General features: G+C 68.1%; 23 protein-coding genes, 1 other RNA gene and 1 pseudogene. 11 read left to right on the top strand and 14 right to left on the bottom strand.

Annotated features, from left to right (window positions below; genetic code table 11):
- Window positions 1–142 (top strand): annotated as a pseudogene (locus U4Z31_RS21040) (amino acid ABC transporter ATP-binding protein); the annotation flags it as partial.
- 127 nt (window positions 143–269) lie between these two features.
- Here U4Z31_RS21040 and U4Z31_RS21035 read toward each other — a convergent pair.
- Together U4Z31_RS21035 and U4Z31_RS21030 are read right to left on the bottom strand one after the other, a co-directional pair.
- The gene (locus tag U4Z31_RS21035; protein ID WP_321811294.1) at window positions 270–5,507 is read right to left on the bottom strand and encodes an autotransporter outer membrane beta-barrel domain-containing protein; all 5,238 of its coding nucleotides are present in this window, start codon (window positions 5,505–5,507) and stop codon (window positions 270–272) included.
- A 644-nt stretch (window positions 5,508–6,151) separates the two neighbouring features.
- Window positions 6,152–7,066, bottom strand: coding sequence for a class II glutamine amidotransferase (locus tag U4Z31_RS21030; RefSeq protein WP_321811293.1), 915 nt, complete (start codon window positions 7,064–7,066; stop codon window positions 6,152–6,154).
- Between the two features lie 202 nt (window positions 7,067–7,268).
- On the opposite strand from U4Z31_RS21030, the gene pyrC reads away from it, so the two are divergent.
- From pyrC to rnpB, 3 genes are all read left to right on the top strand, one after another.
- Entirely contained in the window at window positions 7,269–8,333 is a 1,065-nt protein-coding gene (pyrC, locus tag U4Z31_RS21025; protein WP_044848289.1) for a dihydroorotase, read from the top strand.
- Window positions 8,330–9,208, top strand: a complete 879-nt coding sequence (locus U4Z31_RS21020) for a DUF3025 domain-containing protein (protein ID WP_321811292.1) — start codon at window positions 8,330–8,332, stop codon at window positions 9,206–9,208. Before pyrC ends, U4Z31_RS21020 begins: the two co-directional genes overlap by 4 nt.
- A 12-nt stretch (window positions 9,209–9,220) precedes the next feature.
- An RNA gene (rnpB, locus tag U4Z31_RS21015) (RNase P RNA component class A) lies at window positions 9,221–9,632 on the top strand.
- 70 nt (window positions 9,633–9,702) lie between these two features.
- Here the strand turns inward: rnpB and U4Z31_RS21010 are convergent.
- Together U4Z31_RS21010 and U4Z31_RS21005 are read right to left on the bottom strand one after the other, a co-directional pair.
- Window positions 9,703–10,167 carry an OsmC family protein gene (locus tag U4Z31_RS21010; RefSeq protein WP_072465471.1) on the bottom strand — a complete coding sequence of 155 codons (465 nt, stop codon included), beginning with the start codon at window positions 10,165–10,167 and terminating at the stop codon, window positions 9,703–9,705.
- Between the two features lie 436 nt (window positions 10,168–10,603).
- Window positions 10,604–10,909 carry a DUF1090 family protein gene (locus U4Z31_RS21005; protein ID WP_321811291.1) on the bottom strand — a complete coding sequence of 102 codons (306 nt, stop codon included), beginning with the start codon at window positions 10,907–10,909 and terminating at the stop codon, window positions 10,604–10,606.
- A 311-nt stretch (window positions 10,910–11,220) separates the two neighbouring features.
- Between U4Z31_RS21005 and rplM the strand changes: the two genes are divergently transcribed.
- From rplM to erpA, 3 genes are all read left to right on the top strand, one after another.
- On the top strand, window positions 11,221–11,649 hold the full coding sequence (rplM, locus tag U4Z31_RS21000; RefSeq protein WP_009687896.1) for a 50S ribosomal protein L13: 429 nt from the start codon (window positions 11,221–11,223) through the stop codon (window positions 11,647–11,649).
- Window positions 11,650–11,660: 11 nt separating this feature from the next.
- Window positions 11,661–12,053 (top strand): 30S ribosomal protein S9, encoded by a 393-nt coding sequence (gene rpsI / locus U4Z31_RS20995; RefSeq protein ID WP_011883283.1) that lies wholly within the window; start codon window positions 11,661–11,663, stop codon window positions 12,051–12,053.
- A 207-nt stretch (window positions 12,054–12,260) separates the two neighbouring features.
- Window positions 12,261–12,632 carry an iron-sulfur cluster insertion protein ErpA gene (gene erpA, locus U4Z31_RS20990; RefSeq protein ID WP_006401687.1) on the top strand — a complete coding sequence of 124 codons (372 nt, stop codon included), beginning with the start codon at window positions 12,261–12,263 and terminating at the stop codon, window positions 12,630–12,632.
- A gap of 158 nt (window positions 12,633–12,790) precedes the next feature.
- Here erpA and U4Z31_RS20985 read toward each other — a convergent pair whose 3' ends face one another.
- Window positions 12,791–13,939 (bottom strand): anhydro-N-acetylmuramic acid kinase, encoded by a 1,149-nt coding sequence (locus U4Z31_RS20985; protein WP_321811290.1) that lies wholly within the window; start codon window positions 13,937–13,939, stop codon window positions 12,791–12,793.
- A 142-nt stretch (window positions 13,940–14,081) separates the two neighbouring features.
- Here U4Z31_RS20985 and tyrS point away from each other — a divergent pair, with 142 nt between their 5' ends.
- The 3 genes from tyrS to U4Z31_RS20970 are packed head-to-tail and all read left to right on the top strand — an operon-like array spanning window position 14,082 to window position 16,464.
- Window positions 14,082–15,323, top strand: coding sequence for a tyrosine--tRNA ligase (tyrS, locus tag U4Z31_RS20980; protein ID WP_044848285.1), 1,242 nt, complete (start codon window positions 14,082–14,084; stop codon window positions 15,321–15,323).
- Window positions 15,320–15,778 (top strand): D-aminoacyl-tRNA deacylase, encoded by a 459-nt coding sequence (dtd, locus tag U4Z31_RS20975; RefSeq protein WP_006751891.1) that lies wholly within the window; start codon window positions 15,320–15,322, stop codon window positions 15,776–15,778. Before tyrS ends, dtd begins: the two co-directional genes overlap by 4 nt.
- 23 nt (window positions 15,779–15,801) lie before the next feature.
- On the top strand, window positions 15,802–16,464 hold the full coding sequence (locus tag U4Z31_RS20970) for a histidine phosphatase family protein (protein ID WP_124487989.1): 663 nt from the start codon (window positions 15,802–15,804) through the stop codon (window positions 16,462–16,464).
- Window positions 16,465–16,504: 40 nt separating this feature from the next.
- On the opposite strand, the gene U4Z31_RS20965 is transcribed toward U4Z31_RS20970, so the two are convergent.
- The 9 genes from U4Z31_RS20965 to U4Z31_RS20925 form a co-directional block, all read right to left on the bottom strand.
- Window positions 16,505–17,458: an oxygenase MpaB family protein gene (locus U4Z31_RS20965; protein ID WP_044848283.1), complete on the bottom strand. Its 954-nt coding sequence runs from the start codon at window positions 17,456–17,458 to the stop codon at window positions 16,505–16,507.
- A gap of 24 nt (window positions 17,459–17,482) precedes the next feature.
- A complete protein-coding gene (gene ruvB / locus U4Z31_RS20960; protein WP_044848282.1) occupies window positions 17,483–18,550 on the bottom strand; it encodes a Holliday junction branch migration DNA helicase RuvB in 1,068 nt (355 codons plus the stop codon).
- Between the two features lie 108 nt (window positions 18,551–18,658).
- Window positions 18,659–19,240: a Holliday junction branch migration protein RuvA gene (gene ruvA / locus U4Z31_RS20955; protein WP_044848281.1), complete on the bottom strand. Its 582-nt coding sequence runs from the start codon at window positions 19,238–19,240 to the stop codon at window positions 18,659–18,661.
- A 198-nt stretch (window positions 19,241–19,438) separates the two neighbouring features.
- A complete protein-coding gene (gene ruvC / locus U4Z31_RS20950) occupies window positions 19,439–19,981 on the bottom strand; it encodes a crossover junction endodeoxyribonuclease RuvC (protein WP_044848280.1) in 543 nt (180 codons plus the stop codon).
- A 151-nt stretch (window positions 19,982–20,132) separates the two neighbouring features.
- Entirely contained in the window at window positions 20,133–21,698 is a 1,566-nt protein-coding gene (purH, locus tag U4Z31_RS20945) for a bifunctional phosphoribosylaminoimidazolecarboxamide formyltransferase/IMP cyclohydrolase (RefSeq protein ID WP_321811289.1), read from the bottom strand.
- Between the two features lie 44 nt (window positions 21,699–21,742).
- Window positions 21,743–21,976 (bottom strand): Fis family transcriptional regulator, encoded by a 234-nt coding sequence (locus U4Z31_RS20940; RefSeq protein WP_006476892.1) that lies wholly within the window; start codon window positions 21,974–21,976, stop codon window positions 21,743–21,745.
- Window positions 21,973–23,040: a tRNA dihydrouridine synthase DusB gene (gene dusB / locus U4Z31_RS20935; RefSeq protein ID WP_006751898.1), complete on the bottom strand. Its 1,068-nt coding sequence runs from the start codon at window positions 23,038–23,040 to the stop codon at window positions 21,973–21,975. The genes U4Z31_RS20940 and dusB overlap by 4 nt, the downstream gene beginning before the upstream one ends.
- A gap of 136 nt (window positions 23,041–23,176) precedes the next feature.
- On the bottom strand, window positions 23,177–24,355 hold the full coding sequence (locus tag U4Z31_RS20930; protein ID WP_321811288.1) for a UbiH/UbiF/VisC/COQ6 family ubiquinone biosynthesis hydroxylase: 1,179 nt from the start codon (window positions 24,353–24,355) through the stop codon (window positions 23,177–23,179).
- Between the two features lie 179 nt (window positions 24,356–24,534).
- Window positions 24,535–25,932, bottom strand: coding sequence for an aminopeptidase P N-terminal domain-containing protein (locus U4Z31_RS20925; RefSeq protein ID WP_321811287.1), 1,398 nt, complete (start codon window positions 25,930–25,932; stop codon window positions 24,535–24,537).
- A 187-nt stretch (window positions 25,933–26,119) separates the two neighbouring features.
- Between U4Z31_RS20925 and U4Z31_RS20920 the strand changes: the two genes are divergently transcribed.
- Window positions 26,120–26,731 carry a glutathione S-transferase family protein gene (locus tag U4Z31_RS20920; protein WP_044848297.1) on the top strand — a complete coding sequence of 204 codons (612 nt, stop codon included), beginning with the start codon at window positions 26,120–26,122 and terminating at the stop codon, window positions 26,729–26,731.
- The last annotated feature ends 92 nt before the right edge of the window (window positions 26,732–26,823 follow it).

The raw sequence follows: 26,823 nt of genomic DNA, 5'->3' as shown, positions 1-26,823 counted from the left end.
GATGGGCTTCGCGAAGAAGGTCGCGCATCGCGTGATCTTCATGGACAAGGGCGCGATCGTCGAGGACGACCGCAAGGACGATTTCTTCTCGAATCCGAAGTCGGATCGCGCGAAGGACTTCCTCGCGAAAATCCTGCACTGAGCGTTCGTGCAGCGCGTGCGCCGCATGCACGCCGATGAAAAAACCGCCCGGCTGAACACCGGGCGGTTTTTTTTCGCGGGCTGCCCGTCGGCCGCCGGTGGCAGCGGACGGGTTGCCGAGTCGGGCGTTACCAGCTGTAGCGGTAGCCGACCTGCCCGGTCACGCCGCGCCGGTAATCGCCGCCGATGTTGCGCGCATATTTCACGTTCGCGTACAACGCGCCCGACTTGCCGAAGCCCGCGGTCACGCCGAGGCCGAGCTCGTACCAGGTGCGGCCCAGGTGCGTCGCGAACGGCGTGCCGCCGACGACGGTCTGGCCCGGCGACAGGAAGTCGTGCAGCACGTCGGCCGTGAAGTACGGTGTCGCGGCGCCGCCGCCCGCGTTCGCGTCGAGGTTCGGCCGGAAGACGCGCACGCCGACGCGTCCGCGCAACGCGTGGGTCGTCGTGCCGGACACGGCCGATACGTTGTCGTTGAACCCGTTCAGCTTCAGGTACTGGTACATCAGCTGCGCCTGCGGCTCGACCGCGATCGGCGTGCCGCCGATCCCGAACGGCTTGCCGACCTCCTGCGACAGCGCGATGCCGAAGCCGTTCTGCGAGGCCTCGTTGCCGTAGCTGTCGCGATAGCGGTTGCCGTAGTGCGTGACCTGGCCGACGCTGTCGAAGTAGGTGCCGTCGGACAGGTAGCGCGTCCAGTAGCCGCCGACGCTCTGCGCGTGCATCTCGACCGAGCCCGTCGACGTCGACAGCCCGGCCGTGCCGGCGCGTGCCGTGTCGCTGAAGCTCGCGTTCGCGACGCCGATGCTCGCCGTCACGCCCGCATGTGTGCTGCCGCCGGCGGGCGCCTGGTCGAGCGTCCAGTCCTTGCCGAACTGCGCGAAGAACGTGCGCTCGTCGGCCGCGAAGCGGCCCGCGTTCGCGTCGAGGCTCTGTCCGCCGATGCGGCCCCACACGCCGTCGCGGTTGCCCGGCGCCTGCTTCTCGAGGTTGTAGATGTCGCCGACGCGCTCGTGCAGCTTGCCGAGCGTCGAGAAGCCGTAGTCGGCGTTCAGCAGCGGCGTCATCGCGTAGCCCGCGACGCCCGGACGGTACGCGAGATCGCCGCCGTCGTCGATGATGGACGGGCCGACCGGATCGCCGGGGTCCGTCGGGTCCAGTTGCGAGCGCAGGTACCAGCCGTTCGCATCGCCCTGTCCGCCGCGGTAGAGCCGGTATTCGTACGCGCCGGCCTGTACCGGGCCCGCGAGATGGAACGCCGACGCGGTCGTCGTGCCGCCATTGGCCGTGACGACCACCGGAATCCCGTCGCCCGTCGTCTGCGCGCCGGTGCCGGCCGTGTTCGCGATTTTCAGCCCGGTCGTGCCGCTCGCGGTGCCGCCGTTCACGATCAGCCGGTCGGTCGGCGATGCGTCGGCGCCGAGGTAGGTGTTCAGCGCGATCGTGCCGCCGTTGCCGACGTAATTGCCGGTCGTCAGCGTCCGGTAGCTGCCGGCGGCCGTCGGTGAACCGGACGGCGCGGCGAACGCGACCAGGCCCGCGTTGTTCAGGCTGCTCAGCACGGAGCTGCCGGTCATGTGCCACGTGCTCGAGCCGTCGACGCTCAGCGCGACCGGGTCGATCGCGCCGGTCAGGGTCGTGCCGTTCGTCAGGAACACGTTGCCGGTGCTCGACGCGTCCGACACGATGTCTCCCGCGAGATTCACGGCCGATGCGTTGAAGGTCGCGGTGCTGCCGTTCGCGAGGTCCAGCAGCGTGCCGTTGCCGGCCGTCACGACGGTGCCGTTGCGCACCGCGATGTCGACGGTGCCGCCGCGTGCGGCGAACGCCGGCCCGGCGACGGACGCGACGCTGCCGCCGTCGACGCGCACCGAGCTCGTCGCGCCGGTCGCGAGCGTGTCCGTGCTCATGACGCCGGCCGTCGCGCCCTTGAGCGTCGTGCCCGTCAGCGCGAGCACGCCGCCGCCGTCGACGGTCGCGCCGTTGCCGGCCGCGCTCGCGAGCGACGAACCCGTGTCGCCGATACGGCCGCCGTTGCGCGCGACGAGACCGTCCGCTGCCGCGCCCGCCGCAGAGACCTTCGTGCCCGAAAGCCACACGGTCGCGCCGCTGCCCGCGACGATCGCATGCGCGCCGGCGCCGGTCGTCGCGACGGTCGTGCCGTCGGCCGCGAGCGTCGAATCCGCGCCCGTCACGAAGAGGCCGCGTGCGTTGTCGCCGGCGGTGCGTACGACGGTCGCCGCGTCGGTCGCGATGCGTGCGCCCGTGCCCGTCGACGACAGCCCGTCGGCGCCATTGCCGGTCGTGCCGATCTGCGTGCCCGACAGCACGATCGTCGTGTTCGTGCCGAGGTTGTCGATGCCCTTGCCGGCGCCGCCCGCCGCGATCGACGTCGCGCCGGCCGCGATCCCGCCGTTCGAGACGGTCGAGTCGATCAGCACGCCGTCGGCACTGCCGTTCGCGACGACGGTGCCCGCGCCCGACAGCGCGACCGACGCACCCGTGCCGGTCAGGTGCACGCCCGCGACGCCGTCGTCGGCCTCGATCGTGCCCGCGTTGGCGAGCGTCGCCGACGCGCCCTGCACGAGCGCGCCGGTGCCGTTGGCCACGCGGATCGCCGACGCGTTGTTCACGGTGCCGAGCGTGCCGACCACGACGCCCGTCGAGCCTGCGCCGCTCAGCAGCACCGTGTCGCGGTTGTCGAGCGTGCCGAGGTTCTGCGCGACGAAACCCGTCACGCCCGCGGTCGACGAGGTGACCGCGGCATCGTTGGTCAGCGTCGTCGCGACCGGCGCGCCGGCATTCGCGCCGGCGAGGTCGTGCGCCTGGCCGTCGACGACGCCCGCGATCGCGCCGGCCGCATTCAGGTTGATGGTCGCGCCCGAGTCGATCGTGCCCTTCGCGCCGCCTTCGACTGCTACCGCGATGCCGTTCGCGCCGTTGACGTTGTAGGTGGCGTGGCCGGTGGACAGCGTCGTGCCGGCACCGGTCGCGAGCACGCCGCGCGCGCGCTGGCCGTTGACGTCCGTCGTCAGCGTGCCGGCGGCCGATGCTCCCGTATAGGCCGCGCCGCCCGCCATGCGGAACAGCGTCGAATCGTCGGTATCGACGCTCAGGTGCTGCGCGGCGACGTTAATCTTCGAGCCTGCGCCATACGCATAGAAGCCGATCTGGTTCGTATCCGACATGAAGTGGGGCACCGCGTTCGCGTCGACGTTGATCGTCGCGCCCGAGCGCGCATGGACGCCGATCGCGCCAGTACCCGTCAGGTTGAGCGCGCCGTCGACCGTGGCCTTCGCGCGCGGCCCTTCGGCCCACACGCCGTAGTTGCGCGTGTCCGATGCCGGATCGAGCCCGCCGGCCACGTTGATCGTGCCGGTCGACGTTGCGGCCGTCGCGGTCGAGCCGGTGCCGACCACCATGATGCCGATGCCGTTCACGCCGTTCAGCGTGATCGTGCCGGTGTTGGTCACGGTCGCGGCCGTGTTGGCCGCGAGCATGCCGACGTTCGCGAACGGCGTGCCGGGCGCCGCGCCGTTCACGACGATCGTGCCCGCGTTGCGCAGCGTGCCGGACGACGAGCCGATGCTCGCCATCCCGGCGCCGTTCTGCGTCTGCGAGCCGATCACGATCGAGCCGAGGTTGCTGGCGGTGCCCGACGCGCCGAGCAGGATCCCGTACGCATGCGCGGACAGCGCGACGTCGTTCGCCGCCGCCCCCGGCCCGTACTGGGCCGCGCGGCCGAGATAGATCGTGCCGCCGGCCGCGTTCGTGAAGGTGCCGCCCGCCGCGAAGCCGCCGATCACCTGGCTGTCGAGCGTCGTCGCGTTGACGCCGACGTTGATCGTACCGGCGTTCGACGCGTTCGCGCCGCCCGTCACGGCCACCGCGTGGTTCTGCAGGTCGGGGCGGTCGCCGGCGAGCGTCCATGCGCCGACGTTCATCACGCCGTGGTTGACGAACGAGGTGCCCGAGCCGTTCGCGTACACGCCGTTGCCCTCGGTGTACGCATGGAACCCGAAGTTGTCGGGCGGCGTGCCGCTGCTCGTGTCGAAATTGTCGCCGGACGCGTAGCCGGACGAGATCACGCCATTGTTGACGCCGCTCGCACCGCTCAGCAGGCGCACCAGCGTGAAATCACCCGACAGGCGGCCGTCGTTGACGAAGTGCGCGCCGTTTTCCGCGAGGACGGCCGAACTCGATGCGATCGTGTTGGTGCCGCGGAAGTCGATCTGGCCGTCCTTGCCGATCTGCAGCGTCGCGTTCGCGCCGGTGCCGTGCATTGCCGACAGGTGATCGATCGGCAGCGTGTTCTTGTCGCCGGCGGACACGTTGTTCGCGTACTGGAAGGTCTCCTTCGAGAACGTGACGGCCTGGCCGAACGCGGTGTCGTACGCGGCCTGCGAGCCGAGCGCGCCGCTCCGGACCGAACGCACGAGGAAGTCGTTGTAGGCGGCGAGCGACGCGGCGTCGCTGACGGTCCACGTGCTGCCGTCGAACGCGGTGAAGGTGCCCGCATAGGCCGGCACGTCGAGCTGGAGGTTGCCGACGGAGCCGCCGCTCGCGAGGTAGTCGCCGGTGGTGAACCAGACCTGGTTGCGCGAATTCCAGTTGACGACGCTCGGGGTGGCGCCCGTCCCGTCCGCGACGGTGAGGTCCGTCTGCTTCGCGGCCATCGTGATCGCGTTGCCGGCCGCGCCGGGCGCGTTGGCGGGATTGCCGATCGACACGTTCAGCGTGCCGCCGGAACGGTCGACGGTGCCGATCCGCGTGTTCACGTACTGGTCGCCGTTGACGTTGCGGTAGACGGGCACGTCGGTCGTGCCGACCGTCGACGCGGAGAACGCGGACGAGTCGTAGGTGGCGACCGACGTATGGGTGCCCGTGATCGTGTCGGGCGTGCCGATGTTTTGCGTCTTGCCGCCGAGCGACACCAGCGGCTGATCCGGATTTCCCGACACGATCGTCGTCGTGCCGAACGGGATGCGCGTGTAGCCGGCGTCGCCGCTGTTCTGCGCCGTCCATGCGCCCGTCACGCCGACCGCGTCGCCGCCGGACACGGTCGTGGCGCCGGCCAGGTTGTCGTTCACGGTCGGGCTGACGCTGCCGAGCGCGCAGCTGCCGCCGCTCGCGACTGCCGAACCGTCGCCGCAGCTCGACGCGTACGCGGAGCCGGCCGACAGCGCGACCAGCGCGGCACCGAGCGCGGCGACGCGCAGCGGCGAGCGGCGGATCGCCGTGCGGCCGGCGCGGGTGCTTGCGCCCGATTCGCGGCCTGAACGCTTGCCGCGCGCCCGTGTCGTTTCCGCGACCGCGACCCAGCAGCCGGCGGCGTCGCTCCAGATCGATCGAAATGAGTGATTCACGACATGCCCTCTTTCTTGTTTTGACGTGTTATTCGCCGTATGCGGCGAATGCGCATTCCACGGTGCCGCGTGACGCGAATGGACATGCGGCAGCCGTAGCTGCATGACGCGCCGGTCGGGTTTCGTTACACCGAAGATGGAGCGAGTCTACTAATTGGCGGGGCGGGCGATTTTCAAAAAATCGGGAAGTGTGGGGATGGTAACGGTATCGAGTGGTATTTCTGAATTGTGTGGGTATTCGAACTGAGAGCCTTTGTGGGTAAGGGCTTGGTGGATTTTTTATAGAACAGGCGGAAGCGCCGGTTCGGTAGGCTGGCGCACGATAGGCGTGGGGATTTTGCTTTAAGCTGAGGCTTGCGGATTGTCCGGTTTCGAATGTCTTGTTTTATTTGTTTAGACGGTTAATCATTTTCACTTGAAAATTAATTAAATAAAAGTGAATGTCGTGTGGCGACGCACGCGTGCTTGAAATGGCAGCCTGAATGGAGTTGTCGGGGGAGATTTTCAATGCGGGCAATCATCGGCGGATGCCGGGCGCCGGATGCGTGGTTCGACGATCCGGCCATGACGCGGGATCGCCGGGCCGCGACGCTGGCGGAACAGCGCAACGCACGAAGGGTGCGCCCGGCGGCGGCGCGGCGCTCTCAGAAATCGATCGCGTCGTCGGAATCGCCGTCGGCGCCGGCCGCGAGTGCGGCGTGCTGCGTACTGCACGGCGCGGACGCCGACGCGTCGAGCGCCGGGTTGCGCAGTTTCTCGAGCACGCACTCGGGCACCGGAATCTGCATCCGCGCGGCGACGTCGCCGCACTGGAACATGATCAGCTCGCCCGGTTCGAACGAGGTCCAGATTTCGTTGTCGGTCAGCGGCTGCGTGGCGATCACCGCGACGCGATCCTCGGGCGTCGTGTATTTCGCGAAGTCGATCGACAGGTCTTCGTCGACCAGATGCGCGGTCGAGAACGGCCAGCGCCGCACGAGGTAGTGCAGCCGCGTCGAGCAGTGCGCGAAGAGGGCCTGGCCGTTCGACATCAGGAAGTTGAACACGCCGTGATCGGTGATGTCGCGCGTCAGCTCGCCGACGCGCTCGAACAGCTCCGGCAACGGCGGCTGCGCGCCGGGGAACGCTTCGCGCAGCCCCTGCATCAGCACGCAGAACGCCTTCTCGCTGTCGGTGGTGCCGACCGGGTGGTAGACGCTGCCGTCGAGATCGGGTTCGTACTCCTGCAGATCGCCGTTATGCGCGAAGATCCAGTGCCGCCCCCACAGCTCGCGCATGAACGGGTGGCTGTTCTCGAGCAGGATGTGGCCTTGCGTGGCCTTGCGGATGTGCGCGATCGTGTTCTTGGACTTGATCGGGTAGCGCTTGACCATTTCGGCGAGCGGCGACGTGGCCGATGCCTGGTGGTCGACGAAGAGACGACAGGCCTTGTCCTCGAAGAACGCGATTCCCCAGCCGTCGGCATGGTGATCGGTGAGGCCGCCCCGGGCCGCGAAACCTGTGAAGGAGAATGTGACGTCCGTCGGCGCGGCGCAGTTCATTCCTAGGAGTTGGCACATTTTACTTGGGGCGGGGGCGGAAGCAGGGTAACCAACCGGGTGAACCCCGGTACAATGTGGCTTCTAGCATATCACCGAGCCTTGAGCGGTAAAAAGCGGATTCCGCCGGCCGAAGGCCCCGTGTTGCGGTTTGCCGTCAGTCGGCCCGCGCACGCGCGTTCCGGCCCCGCAGATGGCCAGCCCGTTCCTCACGACGCCTCCTATGACTGCCTCGAACGCTTCCTCTCCGGCGACGCTCACGCTCGCCCGTCCCGACGACCTGCACCTGCACCTGCGCGACGGCGACATGCTGGCCGCGGTGCTGCCGCACACGGCGCGCCAGTTCGCCCGCGCGATCGTCATGCCGAACCTGAAGCCGCCCGTCACGACCACCGCGCAAGCGCAGGCCTATCGCGAGCGAATCCTGGCCGCGCTGCCTGCGGGCATGGCGTTCGAGCCGCTGATGACGCTGTACCTGACCGACAACACGTCGCCCGACGAAATCCGCCGCGCGCGCGACAGCGGCTTCGTGCACGGCGTGAAGCTGTATCCGGCCGGCGCGACGACGAACTCCGACCACGGCGTCAGCGATCTCGCGAAGTGCGCGAAGACGCTCGAGGTCATGCAGGAAACCGGCATGCCGCTGCTCGTGCACGGCGAGGTGACCGATCCGGCGATCGACATGTTCGATCGCGAGAAGGTGTTCATCGACCGCGTGATGACGCCGCTGCGCCGCGATTTCCCCGGCCTGAAGGTGGTGTTCGAGCACATCACCACGAAGGACGCCGCCGACTACGTGCGCGACGCCGATGCGGCGCCGGGCCTGCTCGGCGCGACGATCACGCCGCAGCACATGCTGTACAGCCGCAACGCGCTGTTCGTCGGCGGGATCCGCCCGCATTACTACTGCCTGCCGGTGCTGAAGCGTGAAACGCACCGCGTCGCGCTCGTCGAAGCCGCGACGTCGGGCAACCCGCGCTTCTTCCTCGGCACCGACAGCGCGCCGCACGCGCGCGACGCGAAGGAAACCGCGTGCGGCTGCGCGGGCTGCTACACGGCGCTGCACGCGCTCGAGCTGTATGCGGAAGCGTTCGACAAGGCGGGCGCGCTCGACAAGCTGGAAAATTTCGCGAGCCGCTTCGGCGCCGATTTCTACGGGCTGCCGCACAGCACCGAGACGATCACGCTGCGCCGCGAGACCTGGGAACTGCCGCGCGAGGTGTTCGCGGGCGATACGCCGGTCGTGCCGCTGCGCGCCGGCGAATCGATCGGCTGGAAGTTCGCGTGACCGGCACGCCGCCGCGCGCGGCCGGCCACGCGGCCGGCGGCGGCGCGGCGGCGTTCGCGCGGATCGACTGGTCCGCGCCGTGGCTCGCGCGTTACGCGGAACCGGGCCGCACGCTTCAGGCGGCCGCGCTCGCCGGCGAGGCCGCGCTGCTCGACGCACTGAACGGCGCGCTGCGCGGTGATGCCCGAGTCAGCGGCCGCGGCAAGCCGCTGCGCTTCGTGCCGCAGGCCGAGCTGCCGCCCGGCATCGCATACGAAACCCATATCGCCGCGACCGGCGGCGTCCCGACCCGCCACAATCTTCACGACTTCTTCAATGCGCTCGTCTGGTTCGCGTATCCGCGCACCAAGGCTGCGCTGAACGCACGCCAGGTCGCGGCGATCGATGCCGCGGGCGGCGTCGGGCCGGTGCGCGGCACGCTGCGCGATGCGCTGACGCTGTTCGACGAAAATGCCGCGCTGTTCGTGACGGCCGACCGCACGCTCGCCGACGCGCTGCGCGGCTTCAGCTGGCAGCAGCTGCTGGTGGCGGCGCGCGACGCGTGGGGCACGCGCTGCGAGGCGCGGCTCGTCGGCCATGCGCTGCTCGAGAAGCTCGTCGCGCCCTACAAGTCGTGCACCGCGCACGCATGGATCGTCGAAGTGGGCGATGACTATTTTTCGTGGCCCGACGCGCAGCGTGCCGCGCATGTCGATGCGCGGATCGCCGGCGAACTGGCGACCCGCGACCTGACGAGCCGCGATTTCGCGCCGCTGCCGGTGCTCGGCGTGCCGGGCTGGTGCGAAGCGAATGCCGCGCCCGCGTTCTACGACGATCCGGCGGTTTTCCGCAGCGGCCGCCGCTCGCGCGCTGCCGGCGGCGGCGCACAGTGCTAGAATGCGCGTCGCAAAGCAGGCCAGGCAGTCGCGGCCTCGCCGCCTTCGGGCTGGCGGGGGCGAGGAAAGTCCGGACTCCACAGGGCAGGGTGATGGCTAACGGCCATCCGTGGCGACACGCGGAACAGGGCAACAGAAAGCAAACCGCCGATGGCCCGGCGCAAGCCGGGATCAGGTAAGGGTGAAACGGTGCGGTAAGAGCGCACCGCGGCGACGGCGACGTTCGCCGGCACGGTAACCTCCACCCGGAGCAATTCCAAGTAGGCAGGCGCGCATTTTCGGATGCAGGACGGGGCCCCCGTCTCGTCTGCGGGTAGGAAGCTTGAGCGCGTCAGCAATGGCGCGCCTAGAGGAATGGCTGCCACGCGCCGTGCGCTTCGGCGTGCAGCGTGCACAGAATCCGGCTTATCGGCCTGCTTTGCCGTTCGAATGCGAAAGGGCCGGCGCTCCGTCAGGGGCGCCGGCCCTTTTTTTCATGCGTGGCTGCCGTGCGTTCAGTCGGCGACGATGTCGAACGAATGCGTGAGTTCCGCGGTCTTCGCGATCATGATCGACGCGGAGCAGTACTTGTCGTGCGACAGGTTGATCGCGCGCTCGACCGTGGCCGGGTTCAGGTTGCGGCCGGTGACGGTGAAGTGGAAGTGGACCTTCGTGAACACTTTCGGATCTTCGCTCGCGCGTTCGGCCTTCAGCGTGACCGAGCAGCCGGTGACTTCCTGGCGGCTCTTCTTCAGGATCAGCACGACGTCGTACGCGGTGCAGCCGCCGGTGCCGACCAGCACCATTTCCATCGGGCGCGGCGCGAGGTTGTGGCCGCCGCCTTCCGGCGCGCCGTCCATCGCGACGAGGTGCCCGCTTCCGGTCTGGGCGGAAAACGCCATGCCGTCCTGACCCATCCAGCTTACTTTGCATTCCATGCTTGCACTCCAGCGTTGCCTGATTCGGATTCGATCCGGCATTGTAGCCCGCAGCGCTTCGCTCGGCTGATGCGCTGCACGACGCGCCACGCCATGCCGCCGCGTGCGGCGCGCGGCGGGGCGCCGAACGGCGATTTCCCTGCTGTCTTTAGGGGTTTTACTCTAGGTGTGGCGGGCTTCCTGCTGCGCGCTTGCTTCCCAGTTGATTGATTTTAAAAGAGAAAATCCATTCGTCGCGTAAGGCTCACCGGATTTCGCATTATGGTGTTGCATTTCGCAATGCAAATTTTCTTGTGAAGTCGGCGACGCGTTCGTATAATGAGCCTCATTGGTTGTCGCGCTGCGGCAACCTCCGCATGTCTCCTCCACCCTCCTCCTAAGGTGGATTAAGCCCGAACCAGCCGTTCGGGCTTTTTTTCGTCCCATGCAAGCATCGGCGCGCAGTTTGCGCGCGTCGATATCCGTCATTGACTCCCGTTTACGCCGGCCGCCGCGCGGCTGGCTGCGATGCCGCGCCGGGCGGCGTGTCCGTCGAACGGGCGGCAGGGGGCGGAACGTGTGCGGCCGATGCATGGCCATGACCGCGCGCGCAGAAGTGGCGCACGCGTTCGCGCACCGCGCGCAGGTGGGCGATGCGATCTTCGGCATGGGCGTGGCGGGCGTCGGCGATGCGGGCGTCGAGAGCGTCGAGCTTGGCCTCGCAGCCGGCCCGGGCGGCGACGGCGGGCGCCGCGGCGGCCAGCAACGCGGCCGCGAGAAAGGGCGTAAGTCGTTGTTTCATCATGCTTGTTTGTTGTTTTCCGTGATCGGCCGGTCTGGCGCGGCCAGGTCAGGTGCCGCGCGTCGATGGGTGCCGCCCCAGGCGCTCGGTTCGCCTGGTGTATCGGGGCACGACCGGATTTTGGCCCATTTCGGGCGCCGCCGGCACGGGGCGTGGATTCTCTTTGACCGCGCTGCGGTATTTCCTTTATAATTCAGGGCTTTTCCGCATTCATGCCCACGGAAAAAGAACAGGGAGAGCCTGCACCGCGCCTCGAAGCGCACACAGACAAGCAGGAAGAACACATCGGGCAAAGCATTTTTTTTGGATCGATCATGAAGACGTTTTCCGCAAAAGCCCATGAGGTGACGCGCGAATGGTACGTGATTGACGCGACGGATAAGGTTCTCGGCCGTGTTGCCAGCGAAGTGGCACGCCGTCTGCGCGGCAAGCACAAGCCTGAGTTCACCCCGCACGTCGACACTGGTGATTTCATCATCATCATCAACGCGAGCAAGTTGAAGGTCACGGGCAACAAGACTCTGGACAAGAAGTACTACCGTCACTCGGGCTACCCGGGCGGTATCTATGAAACGACGTTCGGCAAGATGCAAGAACGCTTCCCGGGCCGTGCGCTCGAGAAGGCGGTCAAGGGCATGCTGCCGAAGGGCCCGCTCGGCTACGCGATGATCAAGAAGCTGAAGGTCTACGCTGAAGCTACGCATCCGCATTCGGCTCAACAGCCGAAGGCGCTCGAGATCTAAGGGGAGCCCACATGATCGGTAACTGGAACTACGGTACGGGCCGCCGCAAGAGCGCAGTCGCACGTGTCTTCATCAAGGCTGGCAAGGGCGACATCATCGTCAACGGCAAGCCCATCGCCGACTACTTCTCGCGTGAAACGTCGCTGATGATCGTGCGTCAACCGCTGGAACTCACGAACCACGGCCAGACGTTCGACATCAAGGTCAACGTCAACGGCGGCGGCGAAACGGGTCAGGCAGGCGCAGTGCGTCACGGCATCACCCGCGCGCTGATCGACTACGATGCAACGCTGAAGCCGTCGCTGTCGAACGCAGGCTTCGTCACGCGCGATGCACGTGAAGTCGAGCGTAAGAAGGTTGGTCTGCGCAAGGCACGTCGCGCAAAGCAGTTCTCGAAGCGTTAATTCCGCTTCATGGCCGCGCCGCTTCCGGGCGGCGTCCGCCGGAAAAACCGCCAGTTTTCGCGCTGGCGGTTTTTTTATGCCCGCGCGGCGGCGCCCCGCAGGCGGTTTCCTTTACTGAAATCAACAAGAACCTATTGATTTCATGGACATCAGCACGATCTTCTGATCGGCCCTACAATAGCGGCTAAAGCTTTTTGGAGAGTTCGCATGAACGCTGTTACCGAATCCGCAGCAACGACCACCGAAATGCCGGCACCGTTCGTCTTCACCGACGCCGCGGCCGACAAGGTCAAGCAACTGATCGACGAAGAGGGCAATCCCGACCTGAAGCTGCGCGTGTTCGTGCAGGGTGGCGGCTGCTCGGGTTTCCAGTATGGCTTCACGTTCGACGAGGAAGTCAACGAGGACGACACCGTAATGAACAAGAACGGCGTCCAGCTCCTGATCGACTCGATGAGCTACCAGTACCTGGTCGGCGCCGAGATCGACTACAAGGACGACCTCAACGGTGCCCAGTTCGTGATCAAGAACCCGAACGCCACGACCACCTGCGGGTGCGGCTCGTCGTTCTCGGTCTGAACGCACGACGGATCCTGTCCGGTTCGCCGGAATGAAAAACGGGGCTTGATGCCCCGTTTTTTTGCGTCCGTTGTACGCGACGAACCGCGCGGGCGGCCTGTCGGCGCGTCCCGGACGCGCCGCATCGGGGCTCCCGCTCGTTTCGTCGTTTTCTCGTATCAGCGCGGATAAAGTGCGCCGAGCACGCGCTCGCCCGCGGCCCCCGTCACGCTCGCGAGATTGCCGGGCTGGCGCGCGGTGAAGCGGTACGCGAGCCACGCGAACGCGAGCGCCTCGACCTGCTGCGGCGGCACGCCGAGCGCGGCCGTCGTCTCCACCGTCGCCGGCACGCCGACCTCGTGCAGTGCATGCCGGAGCGCATCGAGCAGCACCGGGTTGCGGGCGCCGCCGCCGCAGACGAACACGGCCTTGCAGCTGGCCGCGTGCCGGGCGATCTCGCGCGCGACCGAGACGGCGGTGAGTGCCGTCAGCGTCGCCTGCACGTCTTCCGGCGCGACCTGCGCGAACGCGGCAAGCTTCGCGTCGAGCCACGCGGGATTGAACAGGTCGCGGCCGGTGCTTTTCGGCGGCGGCGCGACGAAGTAGGGTTCGTCGAGCAGCGCGTCGAGCAGCGCCGCGTGCACGGTACCGCGCGCGGCGAACTTGCCGCCGTCGTCGTAAGGCTTGCCGAGATGGCGCGTCGCCCATTCGTCGAGCAACGCGTTCGCGGGCCCGCAGTCGAAGCCGCGCACGTCGCCGCCTTCGCCGGGCAGGATCGTGATGTTGCTGATGCCGCCGAGGTTGCAGACGACCCGCGTCTCGCCCGGCGCGCCGAACACCGTCGCGTGAAACGCCGGCGCGAGCGGCGCGCCGTGGCCGCCGGCCGCGACGTCGCGGCTGCGGAAATCGGCGATCACGTCGAGATGGGCGAGTTCGGCGAGCAGCGCCGGATTGTTGAGCTGGCGCGTGTAGCCGCGCTCGGGACGGTGCCGGACCGTCTGGCCGTGCACGCCGATCGCGCGGATCTCGTCGCGCGACAGGCCGGCCGTGCGCTGCAGCTCGTGACAGCACACCGCGTAGCGCGCGACGAGCGCATTCGCCGCGACCGATTCGCGGTCGATCTCGTTGTCGCCGGGCTGCTGCAGCGCGAACAGCGCGTCGCGCAGCGATTGGGCGAAGCCGACGAACGCTTCCGCGAGCACGACCGGCGCGCGGCCGGTCTCGAAACGCACGGCGACGCCGTCGACGCCGTCCATGCTGGTTCCCGACATCAGCCCGAAGTAGATGCCGTCGGCCGGATGGGCGGGTTGCGGATGTCGTTGCGGCACGTTGGGTCCTCCTGGATCGAGCGGCGCGGGCCGGTGCCACGCGCCTTGCGCCCGATTATCCGCGCAACCTGACGCGTCGTTAAGCGATGCACGCGCAAGTTATGGGAAAATCCCTGTCTTTGCGACATTCTTCCTGGCCCCGATGAGCACCGAACCCAGTTCCAAGCCTGTTTTCCCGATCACCGACGAAGTCCGCCATGCGCTCGCCGTCACGAAGCGCGGCGTCGACGAACTGCTGATCGAGGAAGAGTTCGCGCAGAAGCTCGCGCGCAGCGCGGCCACCGGCACGCCGTTGCGCATCAAGCTCGGCCTCGACCCGACCGCACCCGACATCCACATCGGCCATACGGTCGTGCTGAACAAGATGCGTCAGCTGCAGGACCTCGGCCACACGGTGATCTTCCTGATCGGCGATTTCACGTCGCTGATCGGCGACCCGTCGGGCCGCAACGCGACGCGCCCGCCGCTCACGCGCGAGCAGATCGAATCGAACGCGAAAACCTACTTCGAGCAGGCTGCGCTCGTGCTCGACCGCGCGAAGACCGAGATCCGCTACAACAGCGAATGGTCGATGCCGCTCGGCGCGGACGGGATGATCAAGCTCGCGTCGCGCTACACGGTCGCGCGGATCCTCGAGCGCGAGGATTTCACGAAGCGCTTCCAGGGCGGCGTGCCGATCTCGATCCACGAATTCCTGTACCCGCTGATGCAGGGCTACGACTCGGTCGCGCTGAACGCCGACCTCGAGCTCGGCGGCACCGACCAGAAGTTCAACCTGCTGGTCGGCCGCGAACTGCAGAAGCAGTACGGCCAGGAACAGCAGTGCATTCTCACGATGCCGCTGCTCGAAGGCCTCGACGGCGTCGAGAAGATGTCGAAGTCGAAGGGCAACTACGTCGGCATCAGCGAGAAGCCGACCGACATGTTCGGCAAGCTGATGAGCATCTCGGACACGCTGATGTGGCGTTACTTCGAGCTGCTGTCGTTCCGCAGCATCGAAGAAATCGCGGGCTTCAAGCGCGACGCCGAAGGCGGCCGCAACCCGCGCGACTTCAAGGTGCTGCTCGCGCAGGAAATCGTCGCGCGCTTCCACTCGCAGGCCGATGCCGAGCGTGCGCTGGAGGACTTCAACCACCGCGCGAAGGGCGGCGTGCCGGACGACATCCCGTCGGTCACGCTCGCGGGCGCGCCGCTCGCGATCGGCCAGCTGCTGAAGCAGGCGGGCCTCGTGCCGTCGACGAGCGAAGCGCTGCGCAACATCGAGCAGGGCGGCGTGAAGATCGACGGCGCGACCGTCTCCGACAAGGGGCTGAAGGTCGAGGCCGGCGAGTTCGTCGTCCAGGTCGGCAAGCGCCGCTTCGCGCGCGTCACGCTGACCGCATGATCGCGCTGATCCAGCGCGTGAAACGCGCCGACGTGCGCGTCGGCGACCGCACGACGGGCGAGATCGGCGCTGGGCTGCTCGCGCTCGTCTGCGCGGAGCGTGGCGACACCGAGGCCGCGGCCGACAAGCTGCTCGCGAAGCTGCTCGGCTATCGCGTGTTCAGCGATGCGGCGGGCAAGATGAACCTGCCGGTGTCGAACATCGACGGCGCGGGCGGCGCCGGCGGCCTGCTGCTCGTGTCGCAGTTCACGCTCGCGGCCGATACCAACAGCGGGCTGCGGCCGAGCTTCACGCCGGCCGCGCCGCCCGACGAAGGCGCGCGCCTGTTCGACTATTTCGTCGCGGCCGCGCGCGAGCGTCATCCGGTCGTCGAGACGGGCGAGTTCGGCGCCGACATGCAGGTGTCGCTCGTCAACGACGGCCCCGTGACGTTCTGGCTGCAAGTGCGGCCCTGATTCATTCCCGGAGACGCGCCGCGATGGCCACCACGCAGATTCTCTTCATTCGCCATGGCGAGACGGCCTGGAACCGCATCAAGCGCATCCAGGGCCATATCGACATTCCGCTGGCCGACACGGGGCTCGCGCAGGCGCAGCGGCTGGCCGTCCGGCTCGCGCGGGACGCGCGCGAAGGGCAGCGGATCGACGCGATCTATTCGAGCGACCTGATGCGCGCGCAACAAACCGCGCAACCCTTTGCCGATGCGCTCGGGCTGCCGCTGCAGTTGCGCGAAGGGCTGCGCGAACGCGCGTACGGCGTGTTCCAGGGGCATGACAGCACCGAGATCGAGACGCTGTTTCCGGACGCCTACGCCGCGTGGCAGACGCGCGACCCGGGCTTCGCGCCCGACGGCGGCGAGTCGCAGCGCGAGTTCTATCATCGCGTGCTGCATGCGCTCGAGCCGATCGTCGCCGCGCATCCGGGCGGCCGGATCGCGTGTGTCGCACACGGCGGCGTGCTCGACTGCGTGTACCGCTTCGCCAACGGTATCGACCTGTCGGCGCCGCGCAGCTATCAGCTGCTCAACACGAGCATCAACGTCGTCGATTACGTCGATGGTCGCGCACAGGTCGTGCAATGGGCCGACGTGTCGCATCTGGACGCCGCGAGCGACGACGACGGGTATCGCAAGGTACTCTGATCCGGTCGTACCGGCTTCGCCCGGCGGAAGAAGCAGATCGTCAGGCGGGCGGGGTGCCGTCGGGCGGTGTCGCGGTTGCGCGGCGGCGTGCGCGCTTCGACGCGCCGTTGACGAGCGCCCAGCGCAGCACGGGCGCGACTGCCCGCACACCGGGCCGGACCACCGCGCGTCGCAGCGGCGCGAACGTCGACACGTCGAGCATGCGCTGCGCCCAGGGCGGCAGCAGGTCGATTCCCGCATGCATGATCAGCGACGCGGCTGGCCGCAGCGCGGGCGTTGCGACCGGCACATTCAGCAGGATGTCCATGACCTCGAAGGTGTGCGGCCCGGCTTCGAGTTCGGGCTGCATGCGCGCGAAATAGGCCGCTACCTCGGCGCGTGAACGGGGCACATCCCGGGCGCCGAGCAACTCCGCGATCAATGCCGTTTCAGCGTAATAGCCGTCCTGCAGCTCGCCCGACAGCGACGGATTCACATAGCGCAAATGCGCGGCGAGGAAGCTCGAAACTTCCGCGACATGCACCCACGTCAGCAACGCCGGATCGTCGGCTCGATACGGCCGGCCGTCGGGCGCGGTGCCCGATATGCGCGCGTGGATCGTTTTCACGCGCTCGATGAGCGCCAGTGCGTCCGCGCGGCTGCCGAACGTCGTGCCCGTGATGAACGTGGCGGTGCGCCGCAAGCGGCCGAGGATATCGGTGCGAAACGACGAGTGATCCCACACGCCCGCGAGCGCGAGCGGATGGAGTGCCTGCAGCAGCAGCGCGGCAATGCCGCCCGTCATCATCGACGTGAAATCGGCATGCACGCGCCAGCAGATCGCGTCGGGGCCGAACAGCCCCGGGTCTCCGGGCGGCGACGAGAGATCGATCGACGGACCGCCGCCGCCCGTCGTCAGGTGCGTGATGCCGGCCACGAGCCGCTTGCGGATCGGTTCGACCCAGCGCGGGCCCGGTGTGGGCGGGGCGGGGTGCGGGCTGGGCGGCGTGGTCATGGCGAGCTTGGCACGGGCAGCGGGTTACTTCCCGTCGGCGGTATCCCACATCCCGCGTTCGGGGTTGCCGGCGTCGGGCGCGGAGAGCCCGAAGTGGCGGTACGTGAGCAGCGTCGCGACGCGCCCGCGCGGCGTGCGCTGCAGGAAGCCCTGCTGGATCAGGTACGGTTCGAGTACGTCCTCGATCGTGTCGCGCTCCTCGCCGATCGCAGCCGCGAGGTTGTCGATGCCGACCGGGCCGCCGTCGAACTTGTGCAGGATCGCCTCGAGCAGCTTGCGGTCCATCAGGTCGAAGCCGACCGGATCGACGTCGAGCATCGCGAGCGCGGCGTCGGCGACGGCCGCGGTGATCTGGCCGTCGGCCTTCACTTCCGCATAGTCGCGCACGCGGCGCAGCAGCCGGTTCGCGATCCGCGGCGTGCCGCGCGAGCGCTTCGCGATCTCCAGCGCGCCGTTCGGATCGATCTGCGCGTTCAGCAGCGACGCCGAGCGCCGCACGATGCGCGACAATTGCTCGGCATCGTAGAACTCGAGGCGCGCGACGATCCCGAAGCGATCGCGCAGCGGGTTGGTCAGCATCCCCGCACGCGTGGTCGCGCCGACCAGCGTGAACGGCTGCAGGTCGAGCTTCACGCTGCGCGCGGCCGGCCCTTCGCCGATCATGATGTCGATCTGGTAATCCTCGAGCGCCGGATACAGGATTTCCTCGACGACCGGCGACAGCCGGTGGATCTCGTCGATGAACAGCACGTCGTTCGCTTCGAGGTTGGTCAGCAGCGCGGCGAGATCGCCCGCGCGTTCGAGCACGGGGCCCGACGTCTGGCGCAGGTTCACGCCCATCTCGCGCGCGATGATGTGCGCGAGGGTGGTCTTGCCGAGACCCGGCGGCCCGAACAGCAGCACGTGGTCGAGCGGCTCGGCGCGGCGCTTCGCGGCCTCGATGAAGATCTCGAGCTGGCCGCGCACCTTTTCCTGGCCGACGTAGTCGTCGAGCTGGCGCGGCCGCAGCGCGCGTTCGAACACCTCCTCGTGCGACGAGGCGGGCGTGGCGGCGATGATCCGCTCGGCGGCGAGTTTGTCGGTTTCAATCATGCGGCCATTGTACCGCGCGCCGTCACGCGGCCGAACTGGCCGAACGGCCGACTGGCGCGTGCCGCGCGACGGCGCGACACTGGCTCCGACAGCCGGCTCGGGCGGCCGTTACACCTTCGACAGTGCCTTGAGCGCGAGTTTGATGCCTTCGGACACGCCGGTGCCGGCCGGCACGTTCTTGATCGCGGCGAGGCCTTCCTTTTCCGAATAGCCGAGCGCGAGCAGTGCGTTGAGGATGTCGGTCGCGTGGTCGGACTGGGACGCGGCGCCGGCGAGTGCGCCGAGGTCCGCGCCGAGCTTGCCCTTCAGCTCGAGCAGCAGGCGCTCGGCGGTCTTCTTGCCGATGCCGGGCAGGCGCGTGAGGCGCGCGGCGTCCTGCATCGTCACCGCCTGCGCGAGCTCCTGCACGCTCATGCCGGACAGCACGGCCAGCGCCATGCGCGCGCCGATGCCGGTGATCTTCAGCAGTTCGCGGAAGGTCGTGCGCTCCTGCGGCGTCAGGAAGCCGTACAGCAGGTGCGCGTCCTCGCGCACGATCTGCTGCGTGAGCAGCACGACGCGCTCGCCCGTTTGCGGCAGGTTGTAGAAGGTGCTCATCGGCACGTCGATTTCGTAACCGACGCCGTTGCAGTCGACGAGCAGGTGAGGCGGATTCTTTTCGAGCAGGATGCCGGCGATGCGACCGATCATGGATGGCGGGATGCGAGGAAGAAAGCGCGAGTGTAGCGCAGGTGCGGCGCGATGCCGATGGGTTGGCCGTCAGGTCGGGGCGCCGCGCGACGCGGGGCGATCAGGCGATCAGGCGGGCGGGTAGGCAGGACGGTGGCAGGCGCAATACGCGCGACGCGGGTAGCCGCGCGCCGCGCCGAGGGGATGCGTGCCGTCGCGTCAGCCGACGAGCCGTCCGCGCCGCACGCGCAGCCCCCTTTTCGCGAGCGCCGGCGCGAGGCCGCCGATCGTGCCGAGCGTATTGCCGCTGTGCGCGTGGCAGATCGCCATCCCGAGCGCGTCGGCCGCGTCGCTGCCAGGCTGGCCGGTCAGGTTGAGCAGTCTCGTGACCATCTCCTGCATCTGCGACTTGGTCGCGCGGCCGTAACCGACGACCGCCTGCTTGAGTTGCAGCGCAGTGTATTCCGCCACCGGCAGGCCGCCGGAGACGAGCCCGCAGATCGCGGCGCCGCGCGCCTGGCCGAGCAGCAGCGTCGACTGCGGGTTCACGTTCACGAACACCTGTTCGATCGCGGCCTGGTCGGGCGCGTGTTCGCGCACGAGCGTCGATACGCCCTGGAAGATCGTGCCGAGCCGGGTAGCCAGGTCGGCCGTGGGCGTGCGGATCACGCCGCTTGCGACATAGGCGAGCCGGTGGCCGCTGACGTCGATGACGCCGAAGCCGGTGACGCGCAGGCCGGGGTCGATGCCGAGAATTCGCATGAGTGAGGAGAAAAACCTGATGCCGCGATACTACAACGAATGGTGCGCGGGGCCGGCGGTGCGGCTGCGTGCGCCGGCGCCGCGCAATAAAAAACCCGGCGGGTATGATGCCGCCGGGTTTTCGTGCGGCGGCCGCGCGGGCCGCGTGCGATCAGTGACGGAAGTGGCGCACGCCCGTCAGGATCATCGCGATGCCGTGCTCGTCGGCCGCCGCGATCACTTCGTCGTCGCGCATCGAGCCGCCCGGCTGGATCACGCAGGTCGCGCCTGCCGCCACGACGACGTCGAGACCGTCGCGGAACGGGAAGAACGCATCCGACGCGACGGCCGAACCGGCCAGCGTGAGGCCCGCGTTCTGCGCCTTGATGCTCGCGATGCGTGCCGAATCGACGCGGCTCATCTGGCCTGCGCCGACGCCGAGCGTCATGCCGTTGCCGCAGAACACGATCGCGTTCGACTTCACGTACTTCGCGACGCGCCATGCGAACAGCAGGTCGTCCATTTCCTTCGCGCTCGGTTGACGCTTCGTGACGACGCGCAGCTCGCTCGGCTGCACGTTCTTCGAATCGAGCGATTGCACGAGCAGGCCGCCGCCCACGCGCTTCAGGTCGAACGCGTTATGGCCGTCGCCCAGCGCGATTTCGAGCAGGCGCACGTTCTGCTTCGCGGCGAACACCTGCTTCGCGGCGTCCGTGAACGACGGCGCGATCAGCACTTCGACGAACTGCTTGGCCACCGCCTGCGCGGCCGTCTCGTCGACTTCGCGGTTAAACGCGATGATGCCGCCGAACGCCGACGTCGGGTCGGTCTGGAATGCCTTCGCGTACGCGTCGGCCGAATCGTTGCCGACCGCGACGCCGCACGGGTTCGCGTGCTTGATGATCACGCAGGCCGGCGCGTCGAACGTCTTCACGCATTCCCACGCCGCGTCCGAATCCGCGATGTTGTTGTACGACAGTTCCTTGCCCTGCAGCTGGCGGTAGTTCGCCAGTGCGCCGGCCGGCGCCGCGAGGTCGCGGTAGAACGCCGCGCTCTGGTGCGGGTTCTCGCCGTAGCGCAGGTCCTGCACCTTGTCGAACGCCATATTCAGCGTGGCCGGGTATGCGCTGCGCGATGCGTGCTGCAGCTCGTTGGTCAGGCTCGTCAGGTAGTTCGTGATCGCGCCGTCGTATTGCGCGGTGTGCGCGAACACCTTGGTCGCGAGGCGGAAGTTGGTCGCGTAGCCGATCGCGTTGCCGTTCGCCTTCATTTCGTCGAGCACGACCGCGTAGTCGGCCGGGTCGACGACGACCGTCACGTCGCGGTGGTTCTTCGCGGCGGAGCGCAGCATCGTCGGGCCGCCGATGTCGATGTTTTCGATCGCGTCGGCGAGCGTGCAGTCGTCCTTCGCGATCGTCGCGACGAACGGGTACAGGTTCACGACCAGCAGGTCGATCGTCGGGATGCCGTGCTGCTCCAGCGCCTGCATGTGCTCGGGCAGGTCGCGGCGGGCGAGGATGCCGCCGTGCACCTTCGGGTGGAGCGTCTTCACGCGCCCATCGAGCATTTCCGGGAAGCCCGTGTAGTCAGCGACTTCGGTCACGGGCAGGCCCGCGTCGGCGAGGAGTTTCGCGGTGCCGCCGGTCGACAGCAGTTTGACGCCGAGGTCGGACAGCGACTTCGCGAAGTCGACGATGCCGGTCTTGTCGGAAACGGAAATGAGCGCTTGCTTGATCATGATGGAACCACCAATAGCCAGGGAAACGGGGACGGGACGGCTGCCTACAGCAGGCCGTGCTGCTGCAGCTTCTTGCGCAGCGTATTGCGATTGATGCCGAGGTACTCCGCGGCGAGCGACTGGTTGCCGCCGGCCTGTACGAGCACGACCTCGAGCATCGGCTTTTCGACGCAGGACATCACCATTTCATAGACGTCGTGCGGATTGGAGCCGTCTAGATCCCGGAAATACACGTCCAGGCTCTCGCGGACACATTGTTCGATGTTGTGCTTGCTCATGCTGCTAACTGGTTATGGTCGTCCGACTCGCCCTGGCCGTTTTCCTCTTCGTCATCGACGTAGACGAGGTGGTCCGACAGCGCCTTTTGCGCCTCGAAGAATGCATTGACGGCGGCGAGTTGCTCGCGGGTGGAATCGAGCGTGTTCATCCTGTGCCGGAACCCGTTGGCACCGGAAAGGCCGCGAGTGTACCAGCCGATGTGCTTGCGCGCAGTACGGACGCCCGTGAATTCACCATAGAACGCGTAGTGGTCTTCCAGGTGTTCGTTCATCACGTGCTGGATCTCGTCGATCCGCGGCGGGGGCAGCAGCTCGCCGGTTTGCAGGAAATGATCGATTTCACGAAACAGCCACGGCCGGCCTTGCGCGGCGCGACCGATCATCAGTGCGTCGGCGCCGGTGGCGTCGAGCACGGCCTTCGCTTTTGCCGGCGACGTGATGTCGCCGTTCGCGACGACCGGGATGCGCACGGCCGCCTTCACGGCCGCGATGGTGTCGTATTCCGCGTCGCCGCGGTAGAGGTCGGCGCGCGTGCGGCCGTGCACGGTCAGCATCGAGATGCCGGCCGCCTCGGCGAGGCGCGCGACCGTGATCGCGTTCTTGTGCTCGCGATCCCAGCCGGTGCGGATCTTCAGCGTGACGGGCACCGCATCCGGCCCCGTGCCGACCGCCGCGACGACGGCCTCGACGATCCGCTGCACGAGCGGCTCGTTCTGCAGCAGCGCGGAGCCGGCCGCGACGTTGCAGACCTTCTTCGCCGGGCAACCCATGTTGATGTCGATGATCTGCGCGCCGTTGTCGACGTTGTAGCGGGCCGCTTCGGCCATCATCGCCGGATCGGCGCCGGCGATCTGCACCGCGATCGGCTCGACCTCGCCTTCGTGGTTCGCCCGTCGCATCGTCTTCGCGCTCTTCCACAGCTGCGCATTGGACGCGACCATCTCGGACACGGCGTACCCGGCCCCCAGCCGCTTGCACAGCTGGCGGAACGGACGATCCGTCACGCCGGCCATCGGGGCGACGAACAGGTTGTTACGCAATACGTGAGAGCCGATAACGGGCATCGCAATGGCACCGCCCGCGAGCGCCGGGCGTCGCGGGCAAAAAAGGGCAGAGGGAAAACGGCTATTTTACCGTATTCCCATGCCCCGCCGATTTGACCCGGTTTGCGCGGCCTGACGGCGCGCAACGCGCGGCGTGTCAGTTGCGCTGGCCGAACATCATCTGGCGTGCGATCGCCTTCTTGAGCGGCGGCACGAATTCGAGCGCGGTGAGCGCCGCGCCGCGCAGCAGCGGAAGTGGGCCGGCGTCGACGGTAAACAGGCGCGCGAGCGTGTCCGTCGCGCCGATCGTGAAGCGCCGGTCGAGCGCGCGCCGTGCGTTGAAGGTGGCGAGCGCGGTCGCTTCGAAGCCCTGCGTGGACAGCGCGTCGACGAGCGTGTGCGCATCGCGCAGTCCGAGGTTCAGCCCCTGGCCGGCGACCGGATGCAGCGTTTGCGCGGCGTTGCCGACGATCGCGATGCGCCCGTTGACGAGCGTCTGCGCCGCGTTCAATCCGAGCGGGAACGATGCGCGCCCCGCGATCGCGACGAACCGGCCCATCCGCTCGCCGAATGCAGCGCCGAGTTCGCGCAGGAACGCGTCGTCGGGAAGGGCGGCGCGGCGGGCCGCCTCGTCGGGCGTGCAGCACCACACGAGCGAATAATCGGCACCGCCAAGCGGCAGCAGCGCGAGCGGACCTTCGTGCGTGAAGCGCTCCCAGGCGACGTTCGGGCGCGGCGCCGAGACGGTGACCGTGCCGACGATCGCGGTCTGGCCATAGTCGCGGCGTTGCTTGCCGGTATCGGCCTGCTGTTCGTGGAACAGCCCGCCTTCGGCGTTGATGACGATGCGCGCGCGCAGCGTGCGCTCGCCTTGCGGGCCGTCGAGCGTCAGCGTGACGCCGTCGGCGTCCTGTTGCGGCGTGCGTGCGGTGGTCGACGTGAGCCAGTCGACGCACGTGCCGCGCACGGCCTGTGTGAGCGCCTGCACGATCGAGCCGTAGCGCACGACGTAGCCGAGCGCGGCGAGGTCGTGCTCGTCGCGGTCGATCAGCGTGCGGCCGAAATGGCCGCGCTGCGACACGTGGATGTGTTCGATCGGCGTTGCGTCGGCCGGCCATCCGAGCGTGTCGAGCAGCACGCGGCTGCCGTGCGACACGGCGATCGCGCGCGGGTCGTTCGCGCTCGCGGCCGGCTCGCGCGCGTCGATCAGCGCGATCGACGCGTGCTGCGTCGCGCTGCGTCGGGCGAGCCAGCCGGCGAGCGCGAGCCCGACGGGGCCCGCGCCGACAATGGCGAGGTCATGGTCCGGCGTGGCCGGGGAGGAAGCGGTCGTCATCTGTGTTCGTGAAACGGGGTAACGGTCAACTGCGGGTCAACTGCGGGTCAACGGCAGATCAACGGCAGATCAACGGCAGATCAACGGCAGATCAACGGCAGATCAACAGCAGATCAACAGCAGATCGACACCAGGCCAACGGCGACCCGGCACCGGCGCGATGGCAACCTGCGGCACGCTCAAGCGCCGTGCGCCGCGCCCGCACGCATCAGCGCCTCGATCTCGTCGGCCGCCACCGGCACGTCGCGCGTGATCAGCTCGCAACCGTGCTCGCGCACGATCGCGTCGTCCTCGATGCGGATGCCGATGTTCCAGTATTCGGGCGGCACGTCGTCGGCGGCGCGCACGTACAGGCCCGGCTCGACGGTGAGCGTCATGCCGGGTTTCAGCGTGCGCCACGGCAGCGCGCCGTTGGCGTTGCGCGCGGCGAGCCGCTCGCGGTAGTCGCCGCAATCGTGCACGTCCATGCCGATCCAGTGGCCGGTGCGGTGCATGTAGAAGCGTGCGTACGCGCGCTCGGCGAGCACGTCGTCGACGCTCGAGAAGCGCGTCTTCGGGATGATGCCCGTATCGAGCAGCCCTTGCGCCAGCACCCGCACGGCCGCGTCGTGCGGCGCCTCGAACGGCACGCCCGCGCGCGTCGCGTCGATCGCGGCCTGCTGCGCGGCGAGCACGATGTCGTACAGCGTGCGTTGCGCGCGCGAGAAGCGCCCGTTGGCCGGGAACGTGCGCGTGATGTCCGACGCGTAGCCGTCGAGTTCGCACGCGGCATCGATCAGGATCAGGTCGCCGTCCCGCGCGGCCGCGTTGCCGGCCGGGTAGTGCAGCACGCACGCGTTCGCGCCGGCCGCGACGATCGAGCCGTACGCGGGCGCCTGCGCGCCATGCTTGCGGAACGTGTACAGCAGCTCGGCCTCGAGTTCGTACTCGCGGATCCCCGGGCGGCACACCTGCATCGCGCGACGGTGCGCGAGCGCGGAGATGTGTGCGGCACGCATCATGATCGCGAGTTCGTGTTCGTCCTTCACGAGCCGCATGTCGTCGAGCAGGGGCGTGAGGTCGAGCAGCGCGTCCGGTGCGGCGACGCCGCTGCGCGCCTGCGCGCGCACCGCATCGATCCAGCCGGCGAGCTGGCGGTCGAACTCGGCCGACGCGCCGAACCGGTAGTGCACGGTGCCCGCATCGGCGAGCAGGCGCGGCATTTCGGTGTCGATCACGTCGACCGCGTAGGCCGCGTCGAAGCCGAACGCATCGCGCGCGGCCTCGGGCCCGTAATGGAAACCTTCCCAGATCTCGCGGTCGGCATTCTTCGCGCGGCAGAACAGGATCGATTCCGGCGCGCCGTGCGACCCGGCCGCGTTCAGCACGAGCACGGCGTCCGGCTCGGTGAAGCCCGTCAGGTAGTGGAAGTAGCTGTCATGCCGGTACGGAAAGGCCGTATCGCGGTTGCGCAGCATTTCCGGCGCGGTGGGAACGATGGCGACGCCGCCGCCCGCGGCGCGCAGTGCGGCAAGCACGCGTTCACGGCGCTGGCGGTAGACGTCGACGGCGATGGCGGTATCGAGGGGCGCATTCATCGTGCGATTGTAGCGCCGCCGGACGCGGCGCGTGAGAGACACGGCCGCAAGCCGCGCCGGACGGGGCTCGGCGGCGGCTGTTGCAAACCATCCACAGGCCGGACGGGCGATTTTCTATCGGGCCGCGCCGGCCGGTTATGATCGGCGACAACGTATACTCTCGGCAGTTCCCTTGAAAAGGCAGATGATGAAATTAATCGGTTCGCTCAGCAGCCCGTACGTCCGCAAGGCGCGGATCGTGCTTGCTGAAAAGAAGATCGACTACAAGCTGGAGCTCGAGAACGTATGGGCGCCGGAGACGGACATTCATGCATCGAATCCGCTCGGCAAGGTCCCGTGTCTCGTGATGGAGGATGGTGCCGCGGTGTTCGATTCCCGCGTGATCTGCGAATACGTCGACACGCTGTCGCCGGTCGGCAAGCTGATTCCGCCGTCGGGGCGCGAGCGGCTCGAAGTGCGGTGCTGGGAAGCGCTGGGCGACGGCGTGCTCGACGCGGCCGTGGCGATCCGTCTCGAACACACGCTGCGCGACGAAGCGCAGCGCAGCGCGAGCTGGATCGCGCGCCAGCAGCGCAAGATCGACGACGCGCTCGTCGCGATGTCGCAGGGCCTCGGCGGCAAGACGTGGTGCGTCGGTAATCATTACACGCTCGCCGACATCGCACTCGGCTGCGCGCTCGGCTACCTCGACTTCCGGATGTCCGAACTCAACTGGCGCGACCGCCATCCGAACCTCGACAAGCATTTCGTGAAGCTGTCGCAGCGGCAGACGTTCGTTGACACGCTGCCGCAAGGCTGACCGGCCGCCGCCGGCGGATCGGGCAGACAAGAGAAAAGCGCCCCGCGGGGCGCTTTTCTTTTTGGCGAGCCGCCCGGCGGCGGGCGCTCGCG

The organism is Burkholderia sp. BCC1985 (assembly GCF_905339915.1).
Taxonomy (GTDB): Bacteria; Pseudomonadota; Gammaproteobacteria; order Burkholderiales; family Burkholderiaceae; genus Burkholderia.
This window is presented reverse-complemented; position numbering and strand designations above follow the sequence as displayed.